The organism is Pantoea sp. X-Soil-ISGK-355, from assembly GCF_059730805.1.
The window spans coordinates 3,548,802-3,560,488 of sequence record NZ_AP035971.1 but is presented as its reverse complement, the minus strand read 5'-3'; the positions used below and the strand labels follow the sequence as shown (position 1 = coordinate 3,560,488).

General features: G+C 56.4%; 13 protein-coding genes. 8 read left to right on the top strand and 5 right to left on the bottom strand.

Annotated features, from left to right (window positions below):
• The first annotated feature begins 60 nt into the window (after positions 1-60).
• Complete coding sequence (rlmB, locus tag AC6I8J_RS16295; RefSeq protein ID WP_033734044.1) at positions 61-795, top strand: 23S rRNA (guanosine(2251)-2'-O)-methyltransferase RlmB; 735 nt, start codon at positions 61-63, stop codon at positions 793-795.
• Between the two features lie 220 nt (positions 796-1,015).
• Positions 1,016-2,644 carry an isovaleryl-CoA dehydrogenase gene (locus AC6I8J_RS16290; protein WP_161734877.1) on the top strand — a complete coding sequence of 543 codons (1,629 nt, stop codon included), beginning with the start codon at positions 1,016-1,018 and terminating at the stop codon, positions 2,642-2,644.
• Here AC6I8J_RS16290 and bsmA read toward each other — a convergent pair.
• Positions 2,618-2,944 (bottom strand): biofilm peroxide resistance protein BsmA, encoded by a 327-nt coding sequence (gene bsmA, locus AC6I8J_RS16285; RefSeq protein ID WP_033734041.1) that lies wholly within the window; start codon positions 2,942-2,944, stop codon positions 2,618-2,620. The two genes, AC6I8J_RS16290 and bsmA, sit on opposite strands and share 27 nt — an antisense overlap.
• Before the next feature lie 56 nt (positions 2,945-3,000).
• The gene (locus AC6I8J_RS16280; RefSeq protein ID WP_497825576.1) at positions 3,001-4,932 is read right to left on the bottom strand and encodes a methyl-accepting chemotaxis protein; all 1,932 of its coding nucleotides are present in this window, start codon (positions 4,930-4,932) and stop codon (positions 3,001-3,003) included.
• A 160-nt stretch (positions 4,933-5,092) separates the two neighbouring features.
• On the opposite strand from AC6I8J_RS16280, the gene yjfP reads away from it, so the two are divergent.
• A complete protein-coding gene (gene yjfP / locus AC6I8J_RS16275; RefSeq protein WP_253420175.1) occupies positions 5,093-5,842 on the top strand; it encodes an esterase in 750 nt (249 codons plus the stop codon).
• Positions 5,843-5,891: 49 nt separating this feature from the next.
• On the opposite strand, the gene AC6I8J_RS16270 is transcribed toward yjfP, so the two are convergent.
• Positions 5,892-6,098, bottom strand: coding sequence for a hypothetical protein (locus tag AC6I8J_RS16270; RefSeq protein ID WP_013359170.1), 207 nt, complete (start codon positions 6,096-6,098; stop codon positions 5,892-5,894).
• Positions 6,099-6,502: 404 nt separating this feature from the next.
• Between AC6I8J_RS16270 and rpsF the strand changes: the two genes are divergently transcribed.
• The 4 genes from rpsF to rplI are packed head-to-tail and all read left to right on the top strand — an operon-like array spanning position 6,503 to position 7,943.
• Entirely contained in the window at positions 6,503-6,898 is a 396-nt protein-coding gene (rpsF, locus tag AC6I8J_RS16265) for a 30S ribosomal protein S6 (protein ID WP_003855334.1), read from the top strand.
• Positions 6,899-6,904: 6 nt separating this feature from the next.
• Complete coding sequence (gene priB / locus AC6I8J_RS16260) at positions 6,905-7,222, top strand: primosomal replication protein N (RefSeq protein ID WP_013359169.1); 318 nt, start codon at positions 6,905-6,907, stop codon at positions 7,220-7,222.
• 4 nt (positions 7,223-7,226) lie between these two features.
• On the top strand, positions 7,227-7,454 hold the full coding sequence (gene rpsR, locus AC6I8J_RS16255; protein ID WP_002210155.1) for a 30S ribosomal protein S18: 228 nt from the start codon (positions 7,227-7,229) through the stop codon (positions 7,452-7,454).
• A 39-nt stretch (positions 7,455-7,493) separates the two neighbouring features.
• Entirely contained in the window at positions 7,494-7,943 is a 450-nt protein-coding gene (gene rplI / locus AC6I8J_RS16250) for a 50S ribosomal protein L9 (RefSeq protein WP_161734864.1), read from the top strand.
• 82 nt (positions 7,944-8,025) lie between these two features.
• Here rplI and AC6I8J_RS16245 read toward each other — a convergent pair whose 3' ends face one another.
• Positions 8,026-8,703 (bottom strand): LysM-like peptidoglycan-binding domain-containing protein, encoded by a 678-nt coding sequence (locus tag AC6I8J_RS16245; RefSeq protein ID WP_161734861.1) that lies wholly within the window; start codon positions 8,701-8,703, stop codon positions 8,026-8,028.
• Positions 8,704-8,923: 220 nt separating this feature from the next.
• Between AC6I8J_RS16245 and bamJ the strand changes: the two genes are divergently transcribed.
• Positions 8,924-9,544 carry a BamJ family beta-barrel-assembly machinery protein gene (gene bamJ, locus AC6I8J_RS16240; RefSeq protein ID WP_010256433.1) on the top strand — a complete coding sequence of 207 codons (621 nt, stop codon included), beginning with the start codon at positions 8,924-8,926 and terminating at the stop codon, positions 9,542-9,544.
• A gap of 46 nt (positions 9,545-9,590) precedes the next feature.
• Here the strand turns inward: bamJ and AC6I8J_RS16235 are convergent, their stop codons facing one another.
• Positions 9,591-11,534, bottom strand: coding sequence for a bifunctional 2',3'-cyclic-nucleotide 2'-phosphodiesterase/3'-nucleotidase (locus AC6I8J_RS16235; RefSeq protein WP_497825575.1), 1,944 nt, complete (start codon positions 11,532-11,534; stop codon positions 9,591-9,593).
• Positions 11,535-11,687: the final 153 nt, after the last annotated feature.

The window sequence follows — 11,687 nt, the reverse complement described above, 5'->3', positions numbered from 1 at the left end:
CGCCCTTTCTTTCCGCAGAAAGGGCGGTCATTTATTCATTTCCAACCACTGAGCAGATCGATGAGCGAAATTATTTTTGGTATCCATGCCGTGCAGGCGCTGCTGGAACGTGATCCACAACGTTTCCAGGAAGTCTTTATCCTCAAAGGCCGCGACGATCGTCGCCTGCAACCCGTGGTCGCCGCGCTGGAAGCTCAGGGGATCGTGATTCAACTGGCCGAGCGTAAGTGGCTCGATAGCCAGGTTGAAGGCGGTGTGCATCAGGGCATCGTGGCACGGGTAAAACCGGGTCGTCAGTATCAGGAAGGCGACCTGCCGGATCTGCTGCAGAGCCTGGAGAAGCCTTTCCTGCTGGTGCTGGATGGGGTTACCGATCCGCACAACCTGGGTGCCTGCCTGCGCAGCGCCGATGCGGCCGGTGTTCATGCGATTATCGTGCCCAAAGATCGTTCTGCTCCCCTGAATGCCACGGCCAAAAAAGTGGCCAGCGGTGCGGCAGAGAATGTGCCGTTGATTCGCGTCACTAATCTTGCGCGTACACTGCGCCTGCTGCAGGAGTACAACATCTGGGTGGTCGGCACCGCAGGTGAAGCGGACCATACCGTCTTCCAGAGCAAAATGACCGGTCCGATGGCGCTGGTAATGGGCGCGGAAGGCGAAGGCATGCGTCGTCTGACCCGCGAGCATTGCGATGAGCTGATCAGCATCCCGATGGCGGGCAGTGTTTCTTCACTCAACGTCTCGGTTGCAACCGGTGTCTGCCTGTTTGAAGCGGTGCGTCAGCGCAACGCCTGATCCCCGATGTGATCCTCGCCACAAATTAGTTTCTGTACCAGGCATAACTGCGCGTCATTCGTATATACCCAAAGGATTTCGGGTTGCATTGAGGCGGCAAGAGAACGCATCCCGATGAGCTTACATGAGTAAGTGATCCGGGTGAGTGAACGCAGCCAACAAAAATGCAGCTTGAAAGACGACGGGTATACTTACTGAGTGACATCCGCGAGGAGTGGTTATGACCTGGACAACACACACCGTTTTTAATCAGCCCCATCCTCTGAGCAACAGTAACCTGTTCCTGTCCGACACGCCGCTTGGCGAGGCACTGTCACGCGAAGGCGCCGGATGGGATGGGGAATGGCTGGCGTCAGTCGGCCGCCAGCTGGGCAGCGCCGAGTCGCTGGAGCTGGGCCGACTCGCCAACGCTGAACCGCCTGAACTGCTGCGCTACGATGCCCGTGGCGTGCGCCTGGATGAGATTCGCTTTCATCCTGCCTGGCATCTGCTGATGCAGGGCGTCTGCGCCAGTCGTCTGCACAATCTCAGCTGGCAACCGACGGTGCGTGAACAGGCCAGCGTAGCGCGCGCTGCACGCTTTATTCTGCACGCACAGGTAGATGCGGGTACGCTCTGCCCGGTGACCATGACGCACGCCGCCATTCCGCTGCTGCAGACTTATCTGCCCGCCGCGTTTGAAAGCTGGCTCGATCCGCTGCTCAGCGACCGCTACGACACGCATACACAGCCTGGCGACCAGAAACGCGGATTGCTGATCGGGATGGGCATGACAGAAAAGCAGGGCGGCAGCGATCTGCTTACCAGCACCACCCGTGCCGAGCCGCTGGGGGCGCGCGGCGCGGGAGAAGCCTACCGACTGACCGGTCACAAGTGGTTCTTCTCAGTGCCGCAGAGCGATGCGCATCTGGTCCTGGCCCAGACGCCCGAGGGATTAAGCTGTTTTTTCCTGCCGCGTCTGTTGCCCGATGGGTCACGCAACGCCATCCAGCTTGAGCAGCTCAAAGATAAGCTGGGCAATCGCTCAAATGCCAGCTGCGAAGTGGAATTTCGCGACGCGACCGGCTGGCTGCTGGGTGAGGAGGGCGAAGGCGTACGACTGATCCTGAAAATGGCCGGTATGACGCGCTTTGACTGCGCGCTCGGCAGTCATGGCCAGATGCGGCGTGCCTTCTCAGTGGCGATCTGGCATGCCCATCAGCGTCAGGTCATGGGAAAAAATCTGGTGGATCAGCCACTGATGCGTCAGGTTCTGGCACAGCAGGCGCTGCAGCTTGAGGGGCAAACCGCCTTGCTGATGCGGCTGGCTCGTGCCTGGTCACAACCGGCCAAACCGCATGAGGTCGCCTTTGCCCGTTTATTTACGCCAGCGGCAAAATATGTGATTTGCAAAGCGGGTGCGCCGTTTGTGGCGGAATCGATGGAAGTGCTGGGGGGCATCGGCTACTGCGAAGCGAGTGAGCTGCCGCGCCTCTATCGTGACATGCCTGTCAACAGCATCTGGGAAGGATCGGGCAATGTGATGTGTCTTGACGTTCTGCGCGTACTCGCCCGTCACGCAGAGGTGACTGAGATGCTGAGTCAGGAGTTTGAGGCGGTAAAAGGGAGTAATCGTCATTTCGATACGCGCTGGCGTCAGCTGCGACTGAGGCTTAAGAACGTTCCCGAAGAGCAGGCGCGCGACGTCACCCACGCGCTGCTGCAGCTGGCGACAGGCGCTCAGCTACTGAAATACAGTGAGCCACCGCTGGCGGATGCGTGGTGCCAGCAGTGGCTCGACCAGCGGGGTTCACACCCGTCTGAGGCTGCAGTGACTGACCGGTTACTGGCCCGCGCCTGTGGCCGGTGAGGCACCATACAGAATTGCGCTGGCGTACCATAAACCGGGCATCACGGTTTCGCTTAGCATCACGATCTGATAGTAAGCCGCGCCAGCCTGATTAGCCTGGGCGGCGATGGCCCGCTGGGCATCATCCGGTGAGCCATGCACGTTAACAGTAATGTTACCCAGCTTCGGCAAACCGCCACTCTGTGCCCGTGAAATTTCCTGCGCCTGTTGGGTTGGCGCAGGCGGGGCTTTTGGCGTGGTTTCAAGCGCGGAACAGCCTGCCAGCAACAGACTGATGATCAGTAAGTAAGCGGAACGCATAGCCAAACCCCTGTTCAGGACGAAACAATAAGTGTATGTCATCGTCCTGAATGACGTCAGGATTTAAGGCTGAAAACGCTGACCAGCTGAGTCAGGTGATGCCCTTTATCACTCAGGTTCTGTGCGCTGTGTTCTGCCTGTGCCACCAGTTCACTGTTCTGATGGGTTGCCTGGCTGATCTGGTTCATCGCCAGATTCACCTGGCCGATACCCGCCGCCTGCTCCTGCGCTGCCACGTTGATCTCGCCCATCAGCGCCTGCACCTGTTCGATGTGGGTCACAATGTTGGTCATCGCATCACGCGTCTGCTCAGAGAGCTGGTGTCCCTCCGCCACGTTGCTGATAGAGGTGGCAATCAATCCATCAATCTCTTTGGCGGCCTGCGCGGAACGCTGTGCCAGCGCACGCACTTCTGCAGCCACCACAGCAAAGCCACGGCCCTGTTCACCGGCTCGTGCCGCTTCAACGGCCGCATTCAGTGCCAGAATATTGGTCTGGAAGGCGATCGACTCAATCACATGGGTGATATCCGCAATGCTTTGCGATGACACCTTAATGGCCGACATGGTGTTAACCGAGTGCACCACCGTCTGGCTGCCATGACTGACGATATCGCTGGCTTCGGCCACCAGTGACATCGCCTGACGCAGGCTGTCAGCGGTGTGTTCGACCGTGGCACCAAACTGCTCCATGCTGGCAGAGGTCTGCTCCACGCTGCTGGCCTGACGCCCGATCTGCTCGCTGATGTTATGGCTGCTGGCCGCGATGGTGTCCGTGCCGTCGCTGATCTCCTGCGCCGCGCCGCGCACCTGGCCGACGATTTTTTCCAGCCCATCGCCAATGCCGTTAATCGCAATAATCAACTGACCGACTTCATCACGACGGCGGGTATCCATATGGACCTGCAGATTTCCGGCGGCATACTGCTCCGCCAGATGGATCACCTGCTGTAGCGGACGGGTAATCGCCCGGCGGCTGTACCAGACAAACCCCAGTGCGAAGATCACCACCAGAATCAGTCCGGTAATCAGGAACAGGTTACGGCTGTGGGTAATCGGGGCGAGCAGGCTGGCACGGTTAACTTCACCGGTAATCACCCAGTTCCAGCCCGGCAGCTGCTGCCATGCCAGCATCTGCTGTTTACCGTTGATCTCCACCTGCTGCATACCCTGCGGCTGCGTCAACAAGGGCTGAAGTGTCGCGTCATCCCAGTCTGGCCGTTTCCCTTCATTTTGCTGATCGAACAGATACTCGCCCTGATTCTTGCCTGGCGTGCCGTTGAGCACATAGAAATGGCCGCTGTCGCCCAGCCGTCGCGCCAGGATTTTCTCGCGCATCAGGGCATACTGCTTATCAATGCCAACACCGACAAACAGGATGGCGACGACTTTGCCACTCTCATCTTTTACCGGCTGATACTGCGTGATGTAGCGATGGCCGAACAGCGTGGCCAGGCCGCGGTAGACTTCGCCCTGGTGAACACTCTTCCAGGCGGCACCGCTGCGGTCCAACTGCGTACCGATGGCGCGACTGCCATCTTCTTTTTTCAGCGAGGTTGAAACACGGACAAAATCATCACCATCGCGCACGAAAATGGTCGCCACAGCGGCAGTGCGGTCGGTGAAATCGTCAACCGCGGTCTGATCGAGGTTCAGCGTTTTTAATCCGGCACGCAGCACCGGCGTCGAAATGGTACCCACCTGCACCCGCGAGCTTTCATCCAGGCTAAAGCGCCTGGGCAGGAAACTGGTAAATAAATCGGTGTAGTGAGCCACCTCTTCGGTGAGGGTGGCGTTAAACATGGTAGTCATTTCATAGATGCCCTGCACCTGGTAGTGCATGTCATCAATGGCGAGATTTTCCAGCTGGCGCGAGGCGTTGTGGCTTTGAGTCAGGGTCAGTACCAGCAACAGCAGCGCTACGCTGAGAGACGTCAGTACAGACAGCTTAACTCCGAGACTCAGTCCGCTGAGAGAGAGACGCTTCATAAATTACCTTTGATCAAGTTAGGGGAATACACGATCAACGGCACGCTGTGGAAAAAGTTTAGCGTGGAAAAGCATAACTAAGCGCAGCGGGGAATTTCGCAAATTAACCCGCAGAAACGTACACTTGAACGGCACGCCTTGCCCCCGCTCAGGAGAGACCATGATTGAACTCACCACAGAAACGCTGGCCGGTATCGAATGCCTGCACGCCACGCCTGCCGGACAGCGGAATCAGCCGCTGCCGACCGTACTGTTTTATCACGGCTTCACCTCATCAAAAGAGGTCTACGCCTACTTCGCCGTTGCGCTGGCGCAGGCGGGATTTCGTGCAGTCATGCCGGATGCCGAGCTGCACGGCGCGCGTTTTCACGGTGACGCCGAAGCACGCCTGGGCCACTTCTGGGAAATACTGAAGCAGAACATTGATGAGCTGCCGCTGCTGGAGACTGCGCTGCGTAATAAGAATCTGATCGCTGACGGGCATTTCGCCGTGGCAGGTGCGTCGATGGGCGGGATGACGGCGCTGGGTGCGATGGCGCGTTATCCACAGATTCAAAGTGTCGCCTGCATGATGGGATCGGGCTATTTTATGCAGCTCAGCGAGTCGCTCTTTCCGCCGCTGGTGGCCGACACGCCAGAGCAGAAGGCGCAGTTTGCGGCCCGCATGGCACCGCTGGCGGACTATGATCCCTGCAATCGTCTGCAGGCACTGGCAAACCGACCGCTGCTGTTATGGCACGGCGAGGCGGATGAGGTGGTGCCCTGGGCGGAGAGCGTCCGACTGGAGCGCGCACTGCGTGAAAACGGGCTGGCGCAGCATCTGACCACGCTATCGGAAAAGCAGATTGGGCATAAGATCACCCCATCCGCATTGACGGCGCTGGTCAGCTTTTTTAAAGATCAGCTTTGAACAATGAACGGGCGTAGAAGAACTCTGCCGCCCGTAAACTTACCGGCACTTACCAGTGTGCAGACGATTTTTCTGCTGTTCTGGCAGGCGCATTGACCGGGTTTCTTTCCGGCGTATCCAGACGGTTAACGTAGACATAACCCGATGCCGCTTCGCTGCTGTGACTTCTCATCTGCTGCGCACAGTCAGCATAGCTGGCAAGAGCGGGTGGAGACAGGAAGAGACCCAGTAAAGTGGCGATGACGAACGTTTTCATGCCCGACTCCTCACTTCAGGGAACACACTCTGAATGACGCCACGAAGCGAATCGTCGCGTCTTTATTCAGTTTAGCGACTGAGCATAGTATCGCCAGATCGTTCCTCTGAACCTCTTCGTCAGCGTTTTTGAACAAAGCGGCCTTAACCCGCTGTATTCACGCCATTAGCACAAAAAGCCACGGTATCTGGCACGCTACCGGCAATTTGTTTAAATGTGCGCTTGAGTTCACGGGCCGTCACCAGTATGATTACGCGTCAATTTTTCAGCCGCATTCTCAGGCTGTGTCCCACAAACGCTCGTCACAGCGAACCTTTGTGGGACACAGCCTATAACGTTCCTTGCTTCCATGGGCCGCGGTTGACCCCGACAGGAGGCTGAATAATCCGTAAGGAGCAATTTCGATGCGTCATTACGAAATCGTATTTATGGTTCATCCTGACCAGAGCGAACAGGTTCCTGGCATGATCGAGCGTTACACTGGTGCTATCACTGGTGCAGAAGGCACGATTCACCGTCTGGAAGACTGGGGCCGCCGTCAGCTGGCTTACCCGATCAACAAACTGCACAAAGCGCATTACGTTCTGATGAACGTTGAAGCGCCGCAGGAAGCGATCGATGAGCTGGAAACGAACTTCCGCTTCAACGACGCCGTTATCCGTAGCATGGTTATGCGCGTTAAAAACGCGGTAACTGAAGCATCGCCGATGGTTAAAGCGAAAGATGAGCGTCGTGATCGTCGCGAAGATTTTGCTAACGAATCCGCTGATGAGTCAGATGCTGGGGATTCTGAAGAGTAATCCATCGTGACGGTCAATCGACTTCGCCTGTCAGGCACTGTGTGCAGGACACCGGTTCGAAGAGTTAGCCCGTCAGGAATTCCTCACTGTCAGTTCGTGCTTGAGCACCGCTCAGTGCAGGAGGAGGCCGGGTTTCACCGGCAAGCCTGGTGTCGTATGCCTGTTATTATTAGCGGCAGCGCCCATCAGGTGATTACTCAACATATAACGGTCGGCACGCAACTCACACTCGACGGCTTCATTAGTTGCCATCAGGCACGAAATGGCCAGAGCAAAGTGGTGTTCCATGCCGAGCAGATTGAATTGATAGATTCTGGAGACTAGCCTAATGGCACGTTATTTCCGTCGTCGCAAGTTCTGCCGTTTCACCGCGGAAGGCGTTGTTGAGATCGATTACAAAGACATCGCAACGTTGAAAAACTACATTACCGAAAGCGGTAAAATTGTCCCGAGCCGTATCACCGGTACTCGTGCAAAATACCAGCGTCAGTTGGCTCGCTGCATCAAGCGTGCGCGTTACCTGTCTCTGCTGCCGTACACTGATCGTCATCAGTAATCGGCAACTGTCCATTAACGACTTTAAGAGGATAAGGTAATGCAAGTTATTCTGCTTGATAAAGTAGCAAACCTTGGCACCCTGGGTGATCAGGTTAACGTTAAAGCGGGCTACGCTCGTAACTTCCTGGTACCACAGGGCAAAGCTGTTCCTGCCACCAGGAAAAACGTTGAGTTCTTCGAAGCACGCCGTGCTGAACTGGAAGCCAAACTGGCTGACGTTCAGTCTGCAGCAACTGCACGCGCTGAGAAAATCAATGCACTGGGCACGGTAACCATCACGTCTAAAGCAGGCGATGAAGGTAAACTGTTCGGTTCAATCGGTACCCGCGACATCGCTGATGCAGTGACTGCAGCAGGCGTTGAAGTTGCTAAGAGCGAAGTTCGTCTGCCGAACGGCGTTCTGCGCACTACCGGTGAGCATGAAGTAAGCTTCCAGGTTCACAGCGAAGTCTTCGCTAAACTGAACGTGAAAGTTGTTGCTGGTTAATCCTGATTAACTAAGCACGACATCAACGCCGGCCCTGTGCCGGCGTTTTTGTTTTTATACCTTTGTTTATCCGCTGTTCGCATTACTGCGCGCGAATAAAGCTGCCATCGGGCTGACGGGTAAACAGCACCGGGCCGTTAGCGCCCTCCACCGTCAGACCTGTTACTGCACCCTGCGCATCCTGACGGATTTTTACCTGCTGACCACTTTTCAGTGTGCTGAGCGGCTGATCGCTACCCTCTACCCGCGCCATCGCAAACACATCATTGACCGGCAGACTGTTGTCACGGAACAGCTGCGCCAGCGTCTGACCGGAAGCGATGGTGAGGTTACGCCATTCCCCCTGAGAATCGGCTTTTGGCGTCTGCTGAGATTGTGAGGATGAAGGCTGGCGGGTACCGTTGTTTTCATAAATATCCGCCTGCATCGGTACCTCCTTCTCAGCCGAGGGTGTAACAGGCTGCTCAACCGGATAGCGCAATGTACTGGCGGGCCAGAGAAACGCCACCAGTATCACCAGCAGGGCAGCTACGATGCCCCGGCGGTGCGGCGCTGGCAGCGGATCCATCCAGCGAATGTGGTCGGTAAAATGCCAGATACGCTGTAGCCAGCTCGGCAGGCGGGATGACGCGTCTGAAGCCATTCGGGGTTCCTCCTCTCCGGCAGGCTGCTGCGGCCTGCGTGCGGCCAGCCAGGTCTGTAGCCGGGTTACAATATGTTGTGCACGCATCCTGCGGCGGCGTGGGGCAATCTGGCCCATGTTTACTCTCTTATTCAGGTGCTACAGACGGGTTGATCCCCATCGATAGTTATAGTATGGGCAATACCGGCGCGAAGTGCCTGCCAGCATTGATAAATTTGACGGCTCTATTGTTTCTCTTTCATCAGTAAAAGTCATCTGCGACGCAGGGCATTTTACGCCAGCGGCCTGCACTGCTATGCTGCCGGTTCGAATTTATCCGAGAGTGAAAGGAACGAAGATGACTACCCCTTCTTTCGACAGCGTCGAAGCACAAGCAAGTTACGGTATTGGTTTACAGGTTGGCCAGCAGTTGCTGGAATCTGGTCTGCAGGGTCTGCAACCAGAAGCACTGCTCGCGGGTCTGCGCGACGCGCTGGAAGGGAACTCACCGGCCGTACCGGTTGACGTGGTTCATCGCGCACTGCGTGAAGTACACGAACGTGCAGAAGGCGTGCGCCGTGAGCGCACCGAAGCCATGGCAGCAGAAGGTCAGGCGTTCCTGCAGGAACATGCGCAGCGTGAAGGCGTGAGCAGCACCGAATCAGGCCTGCAGTTCAGCGTGATTACTCAGGGCGAAGGTCCAATCCCATCACGTCAGGATCGCGTACGCGTTCATTACACCGGCAAACTGATCGACGGCAGCGTATTCGACAGCTCGGTTGCCCGTGGCGAACCGGCTGAATTCCCGGTAAGTGGTGTTATCCCTGGCTGGATCGAAGCACTGACCCTGATGCCGGTTGGCTCAAAATGGGAACTGGTGATCCCACAGAACCTCGCGTATGGCGAGCGCGGTGCGGGTGCCTCTATCCCACCATTCAGCACCCTGATCTTCGAAGTCGAACTGCTGGAAATTCTGTAATACCCGGACGCTGCAACCAATCCGGTTGCAGCGTTTTTCTCCCGCCTTATTTTTGCTGTAAATTCACCTGCCACAGCGCAAAGCCAATCGCATCTGTGCCTTTGGGCTGAAGCGGATATTGCGCATGCTGCTGAATAAAGTTGGTCGCCTTATCACCCGGTGCCGTTTCAAACTGAATATTGAGCGGGGTGGATGCGGTAATCGGTGCCAGACGCCAGTTATTGTCCGCCTTCGGCTGCACTTCACCGTGTGCTTTGGTTTCCGCGCTGATATAAGCCGCAACCACTGCCCGGTTCTCGTCCGGCGAAGCAAAGGCAATGTACTTATCCCCGGTGCCAGCAAACTTGCCGCCGTAAGCGCGATAGTTATTGGTCGCGACCAGGAAAGTGGCCTGCGGATCGACGGGCTTACCCTGCCAGGTAAGCTGGCGGATACGTGAAGCATCCGGGTGGATCAGTTTACACTCCGCGTCGTAGCGCGCGGGTTGAGTCACATCGATCTGGTAATTTACCCCATCGATCACATCGAAGTTATAGGTGCGGAAATCCCAGTTGATCAGCGACTGCGTTTTGCTGCTGTGTGGATCGATCTGGTTAAACTGGCCCGCAGAACACTCCAGCCACTCTTTGACCTGTGCGCCTGTGACTTTCATCACCACCAGCGTATTGGGATAGAGATAAAGGTCGGCGGCGTTACGGAAGGTCAGCGCGCCTTTCTCCACTTCGGTGTAGCTTGATGGGTCGTTTTTACGTCCGCCCGCTTTAAACGGCGCAGCAGCGGAGAGTACCGGCAGTCGGCCCAGATCCGGATCGCCCTGAATAAAGTGCTCCACATAGGCGCGTTGAGCATTATTGACGATCTGCACGGTTGGGTCGTCCTGAACCAGCGACAGATAGCTGTACATCACATCGGCGGACTTGCCGATGGGTTTCGCCACAAACTCCCGTGTCGCGCGGTGATCGTCAGCGAGCACTTTTACCAGCGTCGGATCCTCTGCGGCCAGTGATTTCTTTGCGGCGATGTCATAAATTGGCCGCGCCTGTGCTTTGCCGCTGCTTACCTGCCAGTGTCCATCTTTATTGCTCAGCACCAGATCGACCACACCCAGATGATCGCCCCACATGCCTGGCATCACTGCCGGAATCCCGTTCAGCGTGCCGTTAGCGATGTCTGCACCCTTAATGGCGGCGAACTCCTCACTGGGGAAGACTGCATGTGCATGACCAAACAGGATGGCATTGATGCCTTCTACCTGGCTGAGATAGTAAACCGAGTTTTCCGCCATCGTGTGATACGGCTCGCTGCTCAGGCCGGAGTGAGGGATAGCAATAATCAGATCGGCACCCTGCGCACGCATCTCAGGCACGTAGCGGCGTGCCGTTTCGGTGATGTCATCGACCCGTACCTTGCCCTGCAGGTTGGCTTTATCCCACACCATGATCTGCGGCGGCACAAAGCCGATATAGCCAACCTTCAGGGTCTGTGTTTTCCCCTCACGATCAACCACCGTGGTGGATTTGATGATATATGGGGTAAACAGCGGCTTGCCGCTCTTCACATCAATCACGTTGGCGTTCACATAAGGAAAGCGGGCGCCTGCCAGCGCTTTTTTCAGGTAGGGCAAGCCATAATTGAATTCATGATTACCGAGGTTACCGACGCTGTAATCCAGGGTGTTGAGCGCCTTATAGACCGGATGAATCTCGCCATCACGTAACCCTTTGGCCGCCATATAGTCACCCAGCGGGCTGCCCTGGATGATGTCACCATTATCGACCAGCAGACTGTTCTTCACCTCCTGGCGCGCAGTGTGAATCAGCGTGGCGGTTCGCACCAGCCCAAACTTCGCGGTTGGCGTGTCTTTGTAATAGTCGAAATCCATCATATTGCTGTGCAGATCGGTGGTTTCAAGTATCCGCAAATCCACCGTTGCGGCCTGGGTGGCGACGGAAACGCTCAGGGCCAGTAACATCATTCCGGGCTTAAACATGCTTGCTCCTGCTGCAAATTAAATTAAGGCTCTCAAAATAATGTAAAAGCATGACAGATAGTCATTTTAAATCGTGATGGATATAACGTTTTGGTGCATCAGCCAGCGGCGGATTCTTATACGACGGAGGCGCATCGGCGCAGGCGTAGCGAT